Genomic DNA, 17,810 nt, shown 5'->3' with positions numbered 1-17,810 from the left:
GCTCCTCACGCGTAGAACGCCGGGGTCGGCGGAACATCGATCGTGCGCTGACCGCCGCCGCCCAGCGAGGCGACTCCCTCCTGGCAGGCGACGGCGACCCGGTATCCGTCCCACGCTGACGGACCGGTCGTCGTGCCCGCCCGGGAGGCGTCGACCCAGGCTTGGACCTGTGCATCGTAGGCGGTGGCGAACCGGGTGGTGAAGTCGGCGTGCTCGCCCATTGAGAAGCGGCCCGCGTGCCAGGTCTGGAGTCCGGTGGGCTCGCCGATGCGGGCGATGCCGGAGGAGAACACCGCCTCGGTGGACACCTGGTAGCCGAACTGGACGCTGACGTTCATTTCGAGGTCGACGAGGACCCCGTTCTCGAGTTCCATGAGCACGAGGATCGGTTCACGCAGGCGCTCAGGCGTGAGCGGATTGCGGCGGGCGAACTTGACCTCGACGGATCTGATCGGCGATCCGGCGAGCCACGGGACGATGTCGAACTCGTGGACGACGGAGTCGGTGATGAGCGATTCCTGCTGGTAGGAGTCGGGGACGACCGCGTTGCGGTGGGCGCACCGGAGCATGAGCAGCTCCCCGGTCTCACCCGATTCGACGAGACCGCGCAGCTGCCGGTATTCGGGGTCGAAGCGGCGCATGAACCCGACCTGGATGAGCCTGCGCCCGCCTGCCTGTTCGGCCTCGAGGACGCGCAGCGAGGATTCGGGGTCGGGAGTGAGCGGCTTCTCGCACAGGGTCGGGATTCCGGCCTCGATCGCCGGCAGGAGCACCGGCTCATGGAGGAAGCCGGGGGTGGCGATGAGCAGACCGTCGACGGCGCCCGCATCGAGGGCGTCCTCGACCCGGGTGAAGGCCTGCGCGGCCGGAGCATCGCCGAGCGCCGCCTGGGCCCGGCCCGTGTCGGGTTCAATGACGGCCGAGACGTTCGCTCCGCTGATCGAGCGGGTGATGCGCCGGATGTGGTCGGCGCCCATCATCCCGGCGCCGACGACGCCGATGCGGAAGTCCTGTGCGTTCATGCTCGCTCCTTGCGATTGTGCTCTCGCCGAGGTGGCTGTCGGTGTCGACATGATCGTGTCCTCAGTGGTCGGTGGCGGCGGACGGGGTCGAGGCGAGGATCGTCTGCAGCGTCCGCTCGGCGATGGGGTAGGGGGCGTCGACGCTGCAGCCGAACATGTCCTGTTCGACGATGGCGAAGGTGTTCGGGTCGAGGGCGGCGACGGCCTCGATGATCGGATCGAGCGGCGGGATCCCCTGGTTCGGTTCGACCATGATTCCCTCGGCGACCGCCTCGGCGAAGGGCTGATCTGACTTGAGGACGTCCCAGATCCTCACCGGGTCGACCTGCTTGAGGTGGAGGTAGCCGATCCGGGAGGGATGGTCCTCGATGAGCCGCAGGTTGTCCCCGCCGTAGTAGGAGAAGTGGCCGGTGTCGAGGCAGAGGTTGGTGAAGCGCTCGTCGGTGAGTTCGAGGAACCGTTCGACCTCGGAGTGGGTGCCGACGTGGGAGTCGGCGTGCGAATGGAACTGCTGGTGGAGGCCGTACTCCTCCTCGAGCGCCTTGCCGAGGGCGTCGTGGCCGGCGGCGAGACGCTGCCAGCCCTCCGCGTCGAGGGTGCGGGCTTCGAGGACTTCGCTGGTGGCGTCCGAGCGCCACAGGTCGGGGATGACGACGATGTGCTCGCCGCCGAGGGCCGCAGTGAGCTTCGCGACGCGTTCGACCTGCTCCCAGGCCCGGGCGAACTGGTCGCCCGACTTGTGGAAGCCGGTGAAGACCGTTCCGCCGGAGAGTTTGAGGCCGCGGCTGCCGAGCTCCTCGCCGAGCTGTGCGGGATCGGTGGGAAGGTAGCCGTAGGGTCCGAGTTCGATCCACGTGTACCCGGCCTCGGCGACCTCGTCGAGGAACCGCTGCCAGGGCACCTGGCCGGGATGGTCGGGGAACCACACGCCCCACGAGTCGGGGGCGGTGCCGATGCGCAGCGGTTGCGTTGCCGCCGTCGAGGTGGTCATGGTGGGTGTCCTTCGTGTGCGGTCGGGTGCGGTGGCCTGTGGGCTGGTGTCGAGTGCAGTGCTCACAACAGCGGCCTCTGCTTCTTGACGGCGATCTCGTACTCGTCGCGGGCAGCCTGGGTGTCGCCCATCGTCGAGACCTCGGCGACGGGGACATCCCACCAGCCTTCACCGTCGGGGGCGTAGACGAGAGGATCGGAATGGATGTGGATGAGCGTCGAGGTCTCCGCCTCCCTGGCTGCGGCGACCGCCTCGGCCAGCCGCGTGCTCGCATCCGGTCCCGGGTCGATCTCGACGACGTCGATGCCGTACGACCGGGCGTTGGCGGCGAGATCGACGGGGAGGACCTCGTCGGTGCGGAAGTCGCTCGCCTCGGCGTCGTACTTCCGGTACCACGTGCCGAACCGGGGTGCGCCCACGGTCTCGGAGAGGTGGCCGATCGAGGCGAAGCCGTGGTTCTGGATGAGGACGACGATGAGCTTGAGCCCTTCGGCGACCGCGGTGACGAGTTCCGTGTGGAGCATGAGGTACGACCCGTCGCCGACCATGACGATCGCCTCCCGGTCCTCACCGGCGGCGTCGATCGCGCGGCGGACGCCGAGCCCGCCGGCGATCTCGTAGCCCATGCACGAGAACGCGTACTCGACGTGGTAGCCGAGCGGATCGTTCGTGCGCCAGAGCTTCTGCAGGTCACCGGGTAGGGAACCGGCTGCCTGGATGACGACGTCGCGGGGACCGGCGGCGGTGTTGACCGCCCCGATGACCTCGGCCTGACCGGGCAGCGCGGCATCGGTGGGGGCCGTGGCCTCATCGACGACGGCGATCCAGTCCGTGCGCTCACGGTCGACCCGTGCGCTCAGGTCCTCACTCACCCGGAAATCGCCGAGGTGCTCGTGCAGTCCCCGGATCCCCTCCCTCGCGTCGGCGACGAGGGGGAGGCGACTGCCGTGCTTGAACGCATCGAAGGCGGCGACGTTGAGGTTGACGAAGCGGACCTCCGGGTTCTGGAATACGGTCCGGCTCGCGGTGGTGAAGTCGCTGTAGCGGGTGCCGATGCCGATGACGAGGTCGGCGTCGGCGGCGATCCGGTTCGCTGCGGTCGACCCCGTCGCTCCGATCCCGCCGAGATTGAGGGGGTGATCCCAGTCGAGGACCCCGCCCCCGGCCTGGGTCGTGGCCACGGGGATCCCGGTCGCCTCGGCGAAGGCCCGCAGCTCGTCCTCGGCGTGGGAGTAGAGGACACCGCCTCCGGCGACGATGAGCGGGGTCCGGGACTCGCGGATCGCTGCGACCGCCCGCTCGAGCGGACCGGTCTCCGGCAGGGGCCGGCGCAGGTGCCAGTCGCGTTCGGTGAGGAACTCGGCGGGGACCTCGATGGTCTCGGCCTGGACGTCCTCGGGCAGGGCGATCGTCACCGCCCCGGTCTCGGCGGGGTCGGTGAGCACGCGCATCGCCGTCAGAGCGATCGAGAAGAGCTGCTCGGGCCGGTCGACACGGTCGAAGAACCGGGACAGCGGCCGGAACGCGTCGGTGACCTGCAAGGATGTGTCGTGCGGGTGTTCGAGCTGCTGGAGGACGGGGTCGGCGACGCGAGTGGCGAACGTGTCGGAGGGCAGAAGCAGCGCGGGCATCCGGTTCGATGTCGCCAAGGCCGCCCCGGTGAGCATGTTCGCCGCTCCCGGACCGACCGAGGCCGCCGAGGCGAACGTCGAAAGTCTCCGGTTCATCCGGGCGTAGCCGACGGACTGGTGGACCATCGCCTGTTCGTTCCGCGCCTGGTGGTAAGGCATCGCCCCGGGCTCGTCATGGTGGAGCTGACGCAGCGCCTGACCGATGCCGGCGACATTGCCGTGGCCGAAGATCCCGAAGGTCCCTGCGATCGTGCGCACCCGGGTATCGCCGTCGACCGTGTACTGGCGGGTCAGGAACGTCATCAGCGCCTGCGCGACCGTCATCGTCGTCATCGCCGTTCTCCTCCATCCTCGGTGGTGAACCCGTCGCGTCCGGGTGCGGCGGCGTTTTGAGTGCCTGTGGTGTCCTCATCGCCGGTCGGCTCCGCCGTGTAGGGCAGCCGCGGGTCGAACTCCTCACCCTCCCATTGTTCGCGGACCCAGCCGTGGGCGGGATCATCGGTGATGAGCCACGCACGGTCGGGGTCGGGGCCCGCCATGACGTTGAGGTAGTAGTTGTCGTAGCCGGGGGCCGCGGCGACGGGGCCGTGGTACCCGTAGGGGACGAGGGCGATGTCGCCGGTGCGCACGATCGCCGAGGTCTCGATCTCCCCGGCCGCCGAGGAGTACGTCGCGAAGAGCGCGAACGGATCGGCCGCAGCCGGGGCGGTCAGACCGCGGGAGACTGCGGATTCGAAGTAGTAGATCTCCTCGAGCCGGGTCTCGGTCCCGGCGATCGCTTCGTCGTGCTTGTGCGGGGGATAGGACGACCAGTTCTCGGCCGGGGTGATGACCTCGCACGCGATGATCTTCACGCAGTCGAGTCCCGCCGGGGTCGCGAAGTTGTGAACCTGTCGGCTCGAGCGCCCGGCCCCGCGCAGCTCGACGGGGACATCGGCCGCAGGCAGGTACTGGACGGGTCGGGTCTCCTCGGTCGGGGCTTCGCACACGGCGATGCGTCCCGAGCCCCTGACCGTCGCGGCGGTGCCGGTGGGCAGGTAGAGGCAGTCGGCAGGACCGTGGAAGACCGAGCGGCGACCGGCGAGGTTCTGCTCCCCGACGATGCCCTCGGGCGCGGAGTACTTCACGGTGAATGTCGGCCCGGACAGGGGCACGAGCACCCGTTCGACCGCCTCGGCGGGGAGGTCGACGGTCGCATCGGCGAGCTCGAGGATCCGCAGGCCGGTGTGCGCCCACCCGGGCAGGGAGGCATCGACGAGGGATTCGCAGGCGCCCGAGCTCAGGGTGTCGCGGCGGTGGAGCCAGTCGTTGATCATGCCGAGGTCCTCTCCGATCCGTGGACGAGTGCGGCCGCCCGGTCGACGGCGGCGCCGACGTCGCCGTCGGCGGGGTAGACGATGGAGCGGCCGATGACGAGGCCGCGGACCCCGGGCAGCGCGAGCGCGGCCTCCCAGCTGCGGAACGTTGCCTCGGGGTCGTCCGAGCGCTCGCCGCCGAGGAGGAGGGTGGGCAGGGTCGTCGCCGCGAGCACTCGGTCCATATCGTCGACGACGGGGATCTTCAGCCATGTGTGCGCCGAGGAGGTGCCGAGGCCCTGGGCGATCCCGATCGAGGTGATGACGGCTTCGGGGGTGAGGATGTTGCGCACCCGATCGTCGGCCCATTCGTTGAGGAAGGGTTCGATCATCACCGGGATGTCCTCGGCTGCACAGTCGTTGACGGCGCGGGCGTTGGCTTCGAGCGCCGATGCGGTCGCCGGGTCACCGAGGTTGATCCGCAGCAGGGTCTTCGCGAGGTCGATGCCGTCGCGGGCCATGCCGGCGGCGGTGTGACCGGTGAAGCGGTCGTCGATCTCGAAGGCCGAGCTGGCGAGGCCGCCGCGGTTCATCGACCCGACGGCGAGCTTGCCTTCGAGGCAGCCGAGGAACGCGAGGTCGTCGAGGACGTCGGGAGTGCCGAGGACGCCGTCGACGCCGGGACGGGAGAGTGCCGTGGCGAGCCGGTTGAGGAGGTCCTCGCGGTCGGCCATGGCCAACCGGTCGTCGCCGACGGCGTTCGCTCCGCGGGCGGGGTGGTCGGCGGCGACGATGAAGAGCTTCGAATCGGCACCGCCGATCGGGCGGCGGGCGCGGGCGGACCACGCGGCGGAGATCGCTGCCGGGTCGTCGAAGCGCGCGTCGCGGAGGCGGGCGAACGCCGCGGGGGAGAGGGTGGGAGTCGGCATCAGCGGTCCTTCGATGTCGAGGCGGCGGGGGTCGAGGGTGAGGTGTGAGCGAGGTCGGCTCCGGCGTTGTCGTTCGCCGAGGCGGTCTGCGTGGTACCGGGGCCACCGACGACGGCGGTCACCTCGGCGGTCGTCGGCATCGCCGTCGAGCACTCCCGACGGGTGGCGACGATGGCACCGGCGACGTTGGCGAAGCGCAGCAGGTACTCGAGATCCCAGCCTTCGAGCAGTCCGAAGCACAGGGCGCCGCCGAAGCCGTCGCCGGCGCCGAGACCGTTGACGACGTCGACGGGATACGGCGGGACCTCGACGCGTTCGTCGACGGTCTTCGCCAGCACGCCCTTGGGTCCCTGCTTGACGATGGCGAGTTCGATGCCGCGCTCGAGCAGGGCGTCGGCGGCGCGGTCGGGGTCCGTCTCGCCGACGGCGATCTCGCACTCCTCCCGGTTGCCGACGGCGACGGTGACGTGGTCGAGGGCTCGGGACACCTCGGCGGTGGCCGTCGCGGGATCGGACCAGAACATCGGGCGGTAGTCGAGGTCGAGGACCGTGTGCTCGGCGCGACCGCGGGCCGCCCAGGCCGCATGGTGGGTCGAACGGCTGGGTTCGACGCTCAGACCCGTGACCGTGGCCCAGAAGATCCGGGCGGTCCGGATCGCGTCGAGGTCGAGATCGGCCTCGGTGAGCGTGAGATCGGGGGCGATCGGGTCGCGGTAGAAGTAGAGGGGGAATTCATCGGGCGGGAAGATCTCGCAGAACGTCACCGGGGTGTTGTGCTCGGTGTCGGTGGCGACGAAACGGTTGTCGACGCCGAGGCGGGTGAGCTCATCGCGGAGGTACCGCCCGAACGGGTCGTCGCCGACGGCGGTGACGATCGCGGAGTTGAGTCCGTAGCGGGCAGCGGCGACGGCGACGTTTGAGGCCGAACCGCCGAGGTATTTGCCGAAGGTCTCGACGCTCTCGAGGCCGACACCGTCCTGGAGCGGGTAGATGTCGACGCCGATGCGCCCGATGCTCACAAGGTCGAACGGGGTGGTGCGCGGGGTCGTCGGAGCGGGAGTCCGGTCGGTCTGCGCGTCGGCCTGCTCGATTCGCGGGTGAGCCGTACCGGTCCGCGGGTGAACCGGCTGCGCGTCAGCCTGCTCGTTCCGCGGGTGATCCTGCGGTGACGGCGAAGGTGTCTGAGTCATGGACGTCGGTTCCCTCCGTGCGGCTGCAGTGCCGCGTGTCTATTTGTCAGGACAAACTATTTGTCATGACAATATCACTCATCGTGCTCTGCGTCACCCCCTTTTTTTGGGGGCGGTTCTGGGGAGTGCTCGCATCCCGGGAGCGGTCGTGAGGCAGCCGCTCGGTTTCGATCCCCCTGGTACGGATCGAACCACCGCGTGCGGATCCACACCGCGCGGTTGCTGCACTCCTCGACGACCACGAGAGTGCCAGCCCCCTCAGCGCCCCCGCCGCTCAGCGCGAGACGAGCGTCGTCTCGAACGAGTAGAGGTCGGGTCGGTAGCAGTGGTCGCCCCATTCGATGATCTGGCCCGAATGGTCGAGCGCGGTCCGGTGCATCGTCAGCAGCGGGGCGCCTGGGGTGATGTCGAGGAGGTCGGCCTCGTCGTCGGCGGCAGCGCGGGCGCCGATCGTCTGATGGGCGACGGAGAAGACGACCCCGCGCTCGCGCAGGGTTTCATAGAGACCGGCGGTGACGAGCTCGGCGGCGGTGATATCGGCGAACGGCTCGGGCAGGACGTTGTGGAGGATCGCGAGCGGCGTCGAGCCGATGAGCCGGAGTCGGCGCAGGTGGAGGGTCGGGGACCCCACCGCCACACCGAGGCGCTCGGCGAATTCCGCGTCCGCCGCCTCGACGCGGTGGCTGAGCACGGTCGTCGCCGGTGCGTTGCCCGACTTCTGCAGGTCCTCGTGGAGGCTCGTGAGATCGACGGCCCGGGCGACGGGGCGTTGGAGGACCTGCGTTCCGACCCCGCGCCGACGCACGAGCAGCCCCTTGTCGACGAGGTCCTGGATCGCCTGCCGGATCGTCGGTCGGGAGAGACCGAGCCGCTCGGCCATCGAGACCTCATTCTCCAGACGGGTGCCCGCGGCGATGTCTCCGGCGGTGATCGCGGCCTCGAGGCGGCGGGCGATCTGGACGTAGAGCGGCGCGGCCCCGGCGGAGCGGTCGAGGGTGCCGAAGAACTCCTCGCTCAGCTCGGTCTCGGGTGCGCGTGCCATGGGGTCCCTGCTTCGTTCCGGTCTCGGTCTGCCCTCGAGCTTACCCGGCGTGATCGCGGGCGGTGAGCAGCACCTCGGCGGCGGTTTCGAGTCCTTCGATCCGCCCCAGCGCCTCGTCCTCGTGTTCGATGTGGACGGCCATGTCGGGGTCGACGGCGGCGAGGGCCGCGACGAACCGATCCCAGAAGTCCTGGTCGTGTCCGCGTCCGAGCGCGACGAAGTCCCAGGCCGAGCCCTCCGGCCATCGGTTGATCGCCGCGCCCCCGCGGATCCGCGTGATCCGGTCCCCGGTGAAGCGCGTGTGCCGGTCGTCGAGGACGCCGTGGACGGCCGCCGCCGGATTGATCCGCACGTCCTTGGCTGCGGCGTGGACGACCCGATCGCCGAGGTGGTCGATCGCGGCGATCGGATCGATCCCTTGCCAGAAGAGGTGGGAGGGGTCCATCTCCGCGCCGATGTTCTCACCCCCGGTGGCGTCGATGAGGCGCTCGAGGGTGGCGGGGTTGAAGACGAGGTTGTGCGGGTGCATCTCGATCGCGATCATCACGCCGCGGTCGGCGGCCCGGCGGTCGAGTTCGCGCCACACGGGCACGGCCCGGGCCCACTGGTCCTCGAGCGTATCGAGGTGCGAGGACTCCCACGGGTTGACGATCCACGTCGGGGTCGCGGCCTCCGCGCGGGCGCCGGGCAGTCCCGACATCGTCACCACCCGGGTCTGACCGAGGCGAGCGGCGACGTCGATGGCGCGTTCGATGTCGGCGAGCGTGGGCGGGCCGATCTCCGGGTTCGGGTCGAGCGGATTGCCGTTGGCGTTGAGGCCCGCCAGGGCGACCCCCGCCTCGGCGAAGGTCGCGAGGTAGTCGTCGCGGGCGGCATCGGAGGTGAGGATGTCGTCGATCGTCGGCATGTGCACGAGAGGGAGGAAGCCGCCGACGTTGATCTCGGCCGCATCGAGGCCGAGATCGCGGATCGCGTTGAGCGCCTCGGGCAGCCCGCGGTCGTGGAGGATGGCCGTGTAGACGCCGAGCCTCATCGGGTGACCTCCTCGGCGACCCCGCCGTTCGCGGCCGAGGCGATGACGGCGTCGCGCACGGCCAGGGCGTGGAGGCCGTCGGCGAAGGTCGCGCACCGCGGGTAGGACTCGGATTCGGGTCGACCGACGACCTCGTCGAGGAAGGCACGGGCCTGGAAGGTGAAGCCGTCGTTCTGACCGATGCCCACGCCTGGGGCGGCCATCGGCACGCCGGTGGCGAAGTAGGGGTGGGCGGGTCCGAGCTGCACGGTCGTCAGTCCGTCGCGGGTGGGATCGCCGGTCGTGTGGCCGAGGGTGATCTCGCCGGGGCGGCGGAAGTCGAAGCCGGCGGATCCGTTCTCGCAGAAGACCTCGATGGCGAAGGTGTTCGGGTGCCCGGCGGCGATGCGCGAGACCTGGAGGGTGCCCGAGCCGGTGCCGAACTCGACGCCGAAGCCTGCGTAGTCGTCGTTGGTCACGGGCTCGTACTCGTCGCTGACTTCGACATGGTCATGACCGGTGACATGGCCGAGGGGAAGCGGGCGTTCGGTGATCGAGGTGTGGAACCGCCCTCCCGAAACCGCGGTGATCGGACCGGCGATGAACTCGACGGAGTCGGTGAGGTGGCTGCCGACGTCGGCGAGTGCCCCGGTGCCGGCACCTCCCTGGTACCGCCAGCTCATCGGCGCGGTCGGCGAGCACGCGTAGTCGGTCCAGTAGTGAGCGTCCACGTGCTGGACGGGCCCGAGAGTGCCGTTCGCGACGAGGTCGGCGATCGCCGCGAGACCCGGGGTGCGGCGGAAGGTGAAGCCGAGACGGGCGATCGTATCCGCGTTCTCGGCGGCGGCGATCATGGCGTCCGCCTCGGGGATCGTATCGGTGAGCGGCTTCTCGCACAGCACGTGCTTGCCGGCGGCGAGGAGCGCCTCGACGATCGGCCTGTGGAGCGAGTTGGCGACGACGACGCTGACGATGTCGATGTCATCGGCGGCGGCGATGTCCTGCCAATCGGTGTCGAAGCGGGAGTAGCCGAAGCGCTCGGCCGTGGTTCGAGCGGCGTCCGGCACGACATCGCAGATCGAGACGAGGTCGATGGTCGGCAGAGTTCCGGTGCCGACGGTCGGGGCGGCCCGCCAGGCGGCGGCATGGGCGCGACCGGCCATGCCGGCTCCGATGACGGCGACGCCGAGTCGTTCGGTCATGACTTCTCCTTCGAAGACTGTGTGGGCACACACCACCCTAGCGAGATATTTGTCATGTCAAAAGAGGATTCACGGAATAATTTGTCACGACATGAATCCCCTCGGCATTGAGACGCGATAGGTCACCCCGTTCACAGGGAATTCCCCGGTGGGAGGTGCAAGCGCCGTTGTATTCTCACGATGGGCACCCGCCCTGCACCCCCGTTGAACCAAGGAAGGTTCCGAAGGAAGCTTCCGTGAAACCGAGGAGTACCGATGTCAGATAAGCCGAGTGTTGTCCTGGTCCACGGATTCTGGGGAGGTGCAGCCCACTGGGCCGACGTCATCGTCGAGCTCAACAAGCGCGGTTACACCGACCTGCATGCGGTGGAGAATCCTCTCACCTCTCTCGCCGACGACGCCGAACGCACCCGCAAGATGGTCGCCCAGATCGATGGCCCGGTCGTCCTCGTGGGCCACTCGTACGGTGGAGCCGTCATCACGGAGATGGGCGATCAGCCCAATGTACTCGGCCTCGTCTACATCGCCGCCTTCGCGCCCGATGCCGGTGAGAGCCCGGGCGGGATCACGCAGGAGATGCCTCCCGAGGCGGCACCCAACCTCGAGCCCGACTCCGACGGCTACCTCTGGGTCAAGCAGGACAAGTTCCACGAGAGCTTCTGCCAGGACCTCGGTGACGAGCAGGCCCTCGTCATGGCCGTCACGCAGAAGGCCCCGCTCGGCTCCACCTTCGAAGACGCAGTCACTGACCCGGCGTGGAAGGCGAAGCCGACCTGGTATCAGGTCTCGACGCAGGACCGGATGATCGCGCCCGACAACGAGCGTCGGATGGCCGAGCGGATGCAGCCGCAGAAGACGATCGAGCTCGACGCGAGCCATGCCTCGCTCGCCTCGCAGCCGAAGGCCGTCGCCGACCTCATCGACGAGGCTGCGGCCGCCGTCACCGCCTGACGCGCTCGCCGCTCGGTGCGGCGGCCGGGCGGCCGTCCACGCGCGGCCGCCTGCCCGGCGCCCGTCTGCCCAGCGCCCGCTAACCCAGCGCCCCGGAGGCGGATCCGGTTCGATATCGCGTCGCGTTTCGAACCAGATCAGCCTCCGGGGCTGTGCTGTCGGGGCGATGTGTCGTCGAAGGTGCGGGGTGCTGCTAAGCGTGCGACGAGCGTCCACTCTGGTGTGCCGAGCGGATCGCGGTCTGCTGATCGGGCGACAGCGGTCTGAGCGCCTCCCGGACCGTCACACCTGAGGCGCGGTGCGCCCGCGGCAGCAGCCACTCGAAGATGAGGTCAGGCCGCTTCTTCGCGGTGTCGCGCAGGACCCAGCCGATCGCCTTGCGAATGAAGAACTCACGCTCCTCGAGCATCGCGTCGGCGAAGCGCGAGAAGCGCTCGAAGTCACCGGCCCCGACGCGCAGTGGCCGCAGGTGGGCCAACAGAGCCGCCCGCCGCACCCAGAAGTCCTCATCGACCGCCCATCTCTCGAGCACTTGATCGAACTCGCCGCTCGCATCGGCGAGAGGACCGGCGAGATCGCCGGCGAGAGGATCCACGAGGGCCCAGGTTCCGGCCTCCCGGATGAAGGCTTCAATGAGATCGGCATCCGCGCCGCTGAGGTGGCCCTTCCCCCGAACGAGCACCATGACCGCCGCCGATCGCCGTTCGTAGATCGGGACCGAGCGCAGTTGCCGCACAGCCGCCGACGGGCGTTCGCCGACCGGTCCGGACCACAGCTCCGTGGCCAGACCGACGACCGCATCGTGGTCGAACTCGGCCGACCGCATCGCGTCCGTGACCACGGCGCGGGTGTCGGGAACGCTCACCCCGTAGTGCGTGAGCGCGCTCTTGAGGTACGCCTTCTCCTTCTCGGCGCGAGTGGGATCCGCGCGGGCACGGAGTTCGGCGTCGATCACCTCGGCGAGGGTTCGGGAATCGGTCACACCTTCCGTGGTCATGGCTTCAGTCTGCATGAGGACAGCGTCCGCGAGGAGGATCGGGTTCGACAAACACGGAGATTTCGAACCCGATCCTCCTCGCGGGCGCGATCACGGAGCGGGCGAACGAATAGCCGGTGCCATCACGGGAGGGGAGCACACGCACCCGACCGATCAGCGCGGATAAGCGGACAAGCCGATCGGCGCAGATAAGCAGACAAGCGGAGGACCCGCCTCGAAATCCGATACCCATTCGAGGGGGTCCTCCGTGTGAGCGTCGTCCGGCAGCAACACCGGTGCCAGGCGACGCCGACGGTCCTCCCACCACAGGCGCAGTCCGTGCCCACGGTCGGCGGACCGCAGATTCTGTGCCGGCGCCCTCAGTCGGTGCCGGTGTCGAACGCGGCCGAGAGGCCCGACCGGTCGGTCGCGGCGTCGACGTCGACGTCGGTGCTCGCGATCTCCTCGGCGCCACCGGCCTCGAGCGATCCGACGAGCTCCGAGGTCGGGCCCGAGACGATGCCCATCGCCGCATACTGCTCGAGGCGGGCACGGGAGTCGGCGATGTCGAGGTTGCGCATCGTCATCTGGCCGATCCGATCCTCCGGGCCGAAGGCGGCGTCGCCGACGCGCTCCATCGACAGCTTCTCCGGGTGGTAGGAGAGGTTGGGGCCCTCGGTGTTGACGATCGTGTAGTCGTCACCGCGGCGCAGGCGCAGCGTCACCTCGCCCGTGATCGCCGAGGCGACCCACCGCTGCATGGATTCGCGGAGCATGAGCGACTGCGGGTCGAGCCACCGTCCCTCGTACATCCGCCGCCCCAGCCGGCGTCCCTCTTCGTGGTAGAGGGCGATCGTGTCCTCGTTGTGGATGGCGTTGAGGAGGCGCTCGTACGTGATGTGGAGCAGAGCCATGCCCGGGGCCTCGTAGATGCCGCGGGACTTCGCCTCGATGATCCGGTTCTCGATCTGGTCGGAGACGCCGAGCCCGTGCCGGCCGCCGATCTCGTTGGCCTTGTAGACGAGTGCCACCGGATCGTCGAAGACCTCGCCGTTGATCGCGACCGGGCGGCCGGCCTCGAAGCGGACGGTGACCTCCTCGGTCTCGACCTCGACGTCGTCGCGCCACGCGGGCACGCCCATGATCGGTTCGACGATGTCGAGACCGGCGTCGAGGAACTCGAGGCTCTTCGCCTCATGCGTCGCACCCCAGATGTTCGCATCCGTGGAATACGCCTTCTCCGCGGAATCGCGGTACGGGTAGCCGTGGGCGACAAGCCATTCGCTCATCTCCTGTCGACCGCCGAGCTCCTCGACGAACGCCGAGTCGAGCCACGGCTTGTAGATCCGCAGCTTCGGGTTGGCCATGAGCCCGTAGCGGTAGAAGCGCTCGATGTCGTTGCCCTTGTAGGTCGATCCGTCGCCCCAGATGTCGACGCCGTCCTCCTTCATCGCGCGCACGAGCATCGTGCCCGTCACCGCCCGGCCCAGCGGGGTCGTGTTGAAGTAGGTCTTCCCGCCCGAACGGACGTTGAACGCCCCGCACTGGAGGGCGACGAAGCCCTCTTCGACGAGGAGGCGCTTGGCGTCGACGAAGCGCGCGATCTCGGCGCCGTACTCCTTGGCCCGAGCGGTCACGCCCTCGAGGTCGGGTTCGTCGTACTGGCCGATGTCCGCGGTGTACGTGCACGGAATCGCGCCCTTGTGACGCATCCACGCGACCGCGCAGGACGTGTCGAGACCGCCGGAGAAGGCGATCCCGACGTGCTCACCGATGGGCAGGGAGGAGAAAACTTTCGACATGCCCCTCACTGTAGCCGTCCCGGGGCGTCTGTGTCGAATTGTTATGCAGGGGAATGAATTTTTATGTGGAGGCGGCGAGGTGGTCCGCCTGGGTGGTTCGCCGAGGTGGTCCGCCGTGCCGTGTCCGGCCGGTCCTGCGACGGCGGCACAACCGCTCGGTTTCGATCCGCATGGCATGGATCGATCCGTACCGTGTGGATCAGAACCGAGCGGTTGCGCCGCCGCGACCCCCGCGCCGCCACCCCGCCCGGCTGGAACGTCAGTCGCGACGGTGGGCGCGGATCGCCTCGGCGACGGCGATGGCATCACCCTCCGGGGCATCGGACTTCCGGTCGGGACGCGCGATGAAGAGGTAGAGGAAGCCGACGGCGAGGACGACGACGAGACCGATGAGGACGACGTAGTCGGCGAAGAACGCCCCGGACTCGCCGGGCCGGGCGAGCAGGATCATCGCGAAGATCCCGTACGCGAGCGCGAGGACGTTGACGACAATGCCCCATGCGCCCAGCGACCACGGACCCGCCGGCTTCCACCCCTTCGCGCGCTGGCGCAGGGAGGCGAGGACGACCATCTGGAAGCTCAAGTAGATGCCGAGGATCGCGAACGAGGTGACCGCGACGAGGATGCCGTCGTTGAACCAGATGAGCACGCAGATGAGCGCCGGGGCGGTGCACGCGACGATGAGGGCGTTGCGGGGGACCTTCGTGCCCTCGGCGACTCGGGACAGCCACCGGTGGCCGGGCATCATCCCGTCGCGGGCGAAGCTGAAGATCGGGCGCGAGGCGGCGGCCTGGAGGCTGAGCACGCACGAGATGAACGCGAGGATCGCGATGAGGAGGAAGAGCTTCGCACCGACCGGTCCGAGGCTGCCTTCGAGGATCGAGGGGATCGGGTCGACGACCTCACCTGCAACGATCTCGTCGAGGTTGGGGGCCGCGAGGACGTACCCGCCGAAGGAGAAGAGGGCGGAGACCGCACCGACGACGATCGTCATGATCATCGCTTTGGGAATGCCGCGGGCGGGGTTGGAGACCTCCTCGGCGACGTCGCCGCAGGCCTCGAACCCGTAGAAGAGGAAGAGCCCGGCCACGGCAGCACCCATGAACGCGGCGAGGTAGCTGCCGTCTCCGGCCACACCCATCGCATCGAAGAACACGGAGAACGGGTGCTTGCGCTCGAAGATGAGGAGGAAGAGGCCGAGCCCGATGACGCCGATGAGCTCGGCGAAGAGGCCGATGCGCGCGATCCTGGCCAGCCACTTCGTGCCGCTGAAGTTGATCGCCAGCGCGAGGACGAGGAGTGCGAGCGCGAGGACGAGGGTGACGTTGCGGGTGAGTTCGAAGTCGAAGAGGCTCGCGACGAAGCCCGCCCCGAACTCCGCCACCGAGGTGATGGTGACGATCATCGCGCAGATGTAGACCCATGCTGCCATCCACGCGTACCGCTTGCCCCACAGCCGCCGCGCCCACGGGTAGATCCCGCCGGCGATGGGGAACTGGGAGACGACCTCGCCGAAGACGAGGGCGACGAGCATCTGACCTGCGGCGACGATGACGATCCACCAGATCGACGGTGGGCCGCCGGCCGCGAGGGCGACCGCGAGCAGTGAGTAGACGCCGACGAGCGGGGAGAGGTAGGTGAATCCGAGCGCGAAGTTCGCCCACACGCTCATCGACCGCTCGAAGGAGTCGCTGTAGCCGAGGACGGAGAGGTGATCCCCGTCGGAGAGGTGGGCTCCCGACCGTGGGGACTGTGGCGGGCGAGGGGTCTGCGGGGACTGTTCTGTCATTTCGGCACCTTTGCGCGAATCACTGTGGGACCCGCTCATCGTAGCCGACCGGGGAGCTGACCAGGGGCGCGGCTTCGCCTGCGCGTCGGAGGCCTCGGTCATCCGCGCGGGGGAGGACGTCGCCGACGCTCCGCCGTACATTGGAGGCAGAGATCAGCGAGACGTCACGATGCGAGGAGGATCCGATGAGCGCCCCCGACCCTGCCGCTGAGCGTCCCGTCCCCACGGCGGATTCCACCCCCGCCGAGGCGGTGCCCGGCGCGCGCCTGTCCGCGGAGTCCGCTGCCCCGACCGGCACCCCCGCCGAGGCGGCCCCTGGCTCGCGCCTGTCCGCGGAGTCTGCGCCCCCGATCGTGCCCACCCGCGTCCCATGGGTCGAGGTCGGCGTGTTCCTCGTCGTCACCGTCGGTCTCGGCTGGCTCGTCTGCCTGCCGCTGTGGCTCTCGGGCAAGGGACTGAGCGACCTCACGTTCGTCCAGCTCACCGGCCAAGCGCTCATGTTCACTCCGCTGCTCGGCACCATCGCAGCGCTCATCGTCCAACGAAGGCGGGCCCGCGAACCGCTCGCGAGCATTCCCCGCCGCCTCGGCCTCTGGCCCCTCTATCCGGTCGGACGGGTGCTCGGAGGGACCGGCCTGGCGGTACTCGCCACCTACCTCCTCGTCCTTGCGACCTATCTCCTCGCCGGCGCGTTCGGCTGGATGCGACTCGACCTCGTCGGACTCTCGGGGTTCTCCGCGCAGCAGCAGGCGCTGCCGGGACTCGAGGAGCTCCCGCTGGGCGCAGCGGTGGCCGTCTACCTCGTCATCGTCGTCGTCAACACCGGGGCGACCGCGCTCTTCGCCTTCGGAGAGGAGGTCGGCTGGCGCGGATGGCTGCTCACCTCGCTGCGGCCGCTCGGCACATGGCCGGCGCTGCTCCTCATCGGTCTCGTGTGGGGGCTGTGGCACGCGCCGCTCATCCTCCTCGGCTACAACTTCGGCCGTCCCGACCTCACGGGCCTCGCCTTCATGGTCGGCGGCTGCATAGCCCTGAGCGTCCTCTTCGGGTGGCTGCGCCTGCGCACCGGGTCCCTGTGGCCGGCCGTCTTCGCCCACGCCGCTCTCAACGCCTCGTCGGGGATGCTGCTCGCTCTCGTCCTCAGCGCCGACTCCCCGACTCCGGACATGGCTCTCGTCACCGTCCTCGGCGTCTCCGGGTGGCTCGTTTCCGCCGTCGTCGTCCTCGTCCTCGTCCTCACCGGGCAGTTCCGGCGGCAGCCGGAGGTCGACGTCAAGCCGCCTCGTCGTAACTCGGCACCCGCCGAGGAATGAATCCGCAGGTCGGCGCGCCTACGAGATTTCCCCACCAGAGCATTGAGCTCAGTCATTCCTTCCTATAGGCTCAAGCCCCGAACGACCTCGTCGCCGAGGCGGTCGGCACCACCTCGGCGGACACCTCGAACCACCCGACGAAGGAGACGCTCATGGCACTGGGATCATCGCTGCTGCGCACCGTGGGACGCATGGCGACCGCACCGATCTTCATCATCGGCGGCTACGGCGCGCTGACCAAGCCCGGCGGGCGCGTGCAGATGGCCGCGCCGACGCTGGAGAAGATCCGGGAGTACGTGCCGGTGCTCCCCGACGATGACGAACTCCTCGTCCGGATCAACGGCGGCATCCAGCTCGCCGCGGGAACCACCCTGCTGCTCGGCATCAAGCCGCGACTCTCTGCGCTCGCCCTCGCCGGTTCGCTCATCCCGACGACTCTCGCCGGCCACGCGTTCTGGGAGGACGAGGAGCCGGAGGCCTCGGCACAGAAGATGCAGTTCGCGAAGAACCTCGCCGCCCTCGGCGGACTCCTCGTCATCGTCGGCACCGAGGACACGCGCCACGCCATTGCGAAGGCCGCGGACAAGGCGGCTCGGAAGGCGGAGAAGCGGGGCTTCCGCGAAGGCAAGGACGCTGTCCGCGAGGCCCAGCGCAGCTGATCGGGC

At 69.2% G+C, this 17,810-nt stretch carries 15 protein-coding genes; 3 read left to right on the top strand and 12 right to left on the bottom strand.

Going from position 1 to position 17,810, the window contains the following annotated elements; translation table 11 throughout:
• Positions 1 to 5: 5 nt before the first annotated feature.
• The 9 genes from AC2W7K_RS14060 to AC2W7K_RS14020 form a co-directional block, all read right to left on the bottom strand.
• Complete coding sequence (locus AC2W7K_RS14060; protein WP_009381065.1) at positions 6 to 1,022, bottom strand: Gfo/Idh/MocA family protein; 1,017 nt, start codon at positions 1,020 to 1,022, stop codon at positions 6 to 8.
• A 61-nt stretch (positions 1,023 to 1,083) separates the two neighbouring features.
• Positions 1,084 to 2,013 carry a sugar phosphate isomerase/epimerase family protein gene (locus AC2W7K_RS14055; protein ID WP_009381064.1) on the bottom strand — a complete coding sequence of 310 codons (930 nt, stop codon included), beginning with the start codon at positions 2,011 to 2,013 and terminating at the stop codon, positions 1,084 to 1,086.
• Between the two features lie 62 nt (positions 2,014 to 2,075).
• Entirely contained in the window at positions 2,076 to 3,977 is a 1,902-nt protein-coding gene (iolD, locus tag AC2W7K_RS14050) for a 3D-(3,5/4)-trihydroxycyclohexane-1,2-dione acylhydrolase (decyclizing) (protein WP_009381062.1), read from the bottom strand.
• Positions 3,974 to 4,960, bottom strand: coding sequence for a 5-deoxy-glucuronate isomerase (gene iolB / locus AC2W7K_RS14045; protein WP_009381060.1), 987 nt, complete (start codon positions 4,958 to 4,960; stop codon positions 3,974 to 3,976). The genes iolD and iolB overlap by 4 nt, the downstream gene beginning before the upstream one ends.
• A complete protein-coding gene (locus AC2W7K_RS14040) occupies positions 4,957 to 5,868 on the bottom strand; it encodes a Cgl0159 family (beta/alpha)8-fold protein (protein ID WP_009381058.1) in 912 nt (303 codons plus the stop codon). Before AC2W7K_RS14040 ends, iolB begins: the two co-directional genes overlap by 4 nt.
• Complete coding sequence (iolC, locus tag AC2W7K_RS14035; RefSeq protein ID WP_082835001.1) at positions 5,868 to 7,058, bottom strand: 5-dehydro-2-deoxygluconokinase; 1,191 nt, start codon at positions 7,056 to 7,058, stop codon at positions 5,868 to 5,870. Before iolC ends, AC2W7K_RS14040 begins: the two co-directional genes overlap by 1 nt.
• A 274-nt stretch (positions 7,059 to 7,332) precedes the next feature.
• On the bottom strand, positions 7,333 to 8,100 hold the full coding sequence (locus tag AC2W7K_RS14030) for a GntR family transcriptional regulator (RefSeq protein WP_009381048.1): 768 nt from the start codon (positions 8,098 to 8,100) through the stop codon (positions 7,333 to 7,335).
• Positions 8,101 to 8,140: 40 nt separating this feature from the next.
• Positions 8,141 to 9,133, bottom strand: a complete 993-nt coding sequence (locus AC2W7K_RS14025) for a sugar phosphate isomerase/epimerase family protein (protein ID WP_486006305.1) — start codon at positions 9,131 to 9,133, stop codon at positions 8,141 to 8,143.
• Entirely contained in the window at positions 9,130 to 10,314 is a 1,185-nt protein-coding gene (locus tag AC2W7K_RS14020) for a Gfo/Idh/MocA family protein (RefSeq protein WP_009381044.1), read from the bottom strand. Before AC2W7K_RS14020 ends, AC2W7K_RS14025 begins: the two co-directional genes overlap by 4 nt.
• A 255-nt stretch (positions 10,315 to 10,569) precedes the next feature.
• On the opposite strand from AC2W7K_RS14020, the gene AC2W7K_RS14015 reads away from it, so the two are divergent.
• Positions 10,570 to 11,265: an alpha/beta hydrolase gene (locus tag AC2W7K_RS14015; protein WP_009381043.1), complete on the top strand. Its 696-nt coding sequence runs from the start codon at positions 10,570 to 10,572 to the stop codon at positions 11,263 to 11,265.
• Between the two features lie 193 nt (positions 11,266 to 11,458).
• Here the strand turns inward: AC2W7K_RS14015 and AC2W7K_RS14010 are convergent, their stop codons facing one another.
• From AC2W7K_RS14010 to AC2W7K_RS14000, 3 genes are all read right to left on the bottom strand, one after another.
• Positions 11,459 to 12,262, bottom strand: coding sequence for a DNA alkylation repair protein (locus tag AC2W7K_RS14010; protein ID WP_100227556.1), 804 nt, complete (start codon positions 12,260 to 12,262; stop codon positions 11,459 to 11,461).
• 359 nt (positions 12,263 to 12,621) lie between these two features.
• Positions 12,622 to 14,043 (bottom strand): argininosuccinate synthase, encoded by a 1,422-nt coding sequence (argG, locus tag AC2W7K_RS14005; protein ID WP_486006304.1) that lies wholly within the window; start codon positions 14,041 to 14,043, stop codon positions 12,622 to 12,624.
• Positions 14,044 to 14,302: 259 nt separating this feature from the next.
• Complete coding sequence (locus AC2W7K_RS14000; protein WP_063251018.1) at positions 14,303 to 15,832, bottom strand: APC family permease; 1,530 nt, start codon at positions 15,830 to 15,832, stop codon at positions 14,303 to 14,305.
• Positions 15,833 to 16,017: 185 nt separating this feature from the next.
• Here AC2W7K_RS14000 and AC2W7K_RS13995 point away from each other — a divergent pair, with 185 nt between their 5' ends.
• Positions 16,018 to 17,145: a CPBP family intramembrane glutamic endopeptidase gene (locus AC2W7K_RS13995; protein WP_009381037.1), complete on the top strand. Its 1,128-nt coding sequence runs from the start codon at positions 16,018 to 16,020 to the stop codon at positions 17,143 to 17,145.
• A 152-nt stretch (positions 17,146 to 17,297) separates the two neighbouring features.
• Positions 17,298 to 17,804, top strand: a complete 507-nt coding sequence (locus AC2W7K_RS13990) for a DoxX family protein (RefSeq protein WP_009381036.1) — start codon at positions 17,298 to 17,300, stop codon at positions 17,802 to 17,804.
• The last annotated feature ends 6 nt before the right edge of the window (positions 17,805 to 17,810 follow it).

This window comes from Brevibacterium sp. LAARM2_SD2, assembly GCF_057364785.1.
This window is presented reverse-complemented; position numbering and strand designations above follow the sequence as displayed.

Coding starts and splice junctions, on each gene's coding strand:
- AC2W7K_RS13995 (WP_009381037.1), top strand. CDS start 16,018: ATGAGCGCCCCCGACCCTGCCGCTGAGCGTCCCGTCCCCACGGCGGAT.
- iolC (WP_082835001.1), bottom strand. CDS start 7,058: ATGACTCAGACACCTTCGCCGTCACCGCAGGATCACCCGCGGAACGAG.
- iolB (WP_009381060.1), bottom strand. CDS start 4,960: ATGATCAACGACTGGCTCCACCGCCGCGACACCCTGAGCTCGGGCGCC.
- AC2W7K_RS14010 (WP_100227556.1), bottom strand. CDS start 12,262: ATGACCACGGAAGGTGTGACCGATTCCCGAACCCTCGCCGAGGTGATC.
- AC2W7K_RS14015 (WP_009381043.1), top strand. CDS start 10,570: ATGTCAGATAAGCCGAGTGTTGTCCTGGTCCACGGATTCTGGGGAGGT.
- AC2W7K_RS14060 (WP_009381065.1), bottom strand. CDS start 1,022: ATGAACGCACAGGACTTCCGCATCGGCGTCGTCGGCGCCGGGATGATG.
- AC2W7K_RS14020 (WP_009381044.1), bottom strand. CDS start 10,314: ATGACCGAACGACTCGGCGTCGCCGTCATCGGAGCCGGCATGGCCGGT.
- AC2W7K_RS14040 (WP_009381058.1), bottom strand. CDS start 5,868: ATGCCGACTCCCACCCTCTCCCCCGCGGCGTTCGCCCGCCTCCGCGAC.
- AC2W7K_RS13990 (WP_009381036.1), top strand. CDS start 17,298: ATGGCACTGGGATCATCGCTGCTGCGCACCGTGGGACGCATGGCGACC.
- AC2W7K_RS14030 (WP_009381048.1), bottom strand. CDS start 8,100: ATGGCACGCGCACCCGAGACCGAGCTGAGCGAGGAGTTCTTCGGCACC.
- iolD (WP_009381062.1), bottom strand. CDS start 3,977: ATGACGACGATGACGGTCGCGCAGGCGCTGATGACGTTCCTGACCCGC.
- argG (WP_486006304.1), bottom strand. CDS start 14,043: ATGTCGAAAGTTTTCTCCTCCCTGCCCATCGGTGAGCACGTCGGGATC.
- AC2W7K_RS14025 (WP_486006305.1), bottom strand. CDS start 9,133: ATGAGGCTCGGCGTCTACACGGCCATCCTCCACGACCGCGGGCTGCCC.
- AC2W7K_RS14000 (WP_063251018.1), bottom strand. CDS start 15,832: ATGACAGAACAGTCCCCGCAGACCCCTCGCCCGCCACAGTCCCCACGG.
- AC2W7K_RS14055 (WP_009381064.1), bottom strand. CDS start 2,013: ATGACCACCTCGACGGCGGCAACGCAACCGCTGCGCATCGGCACCGCC.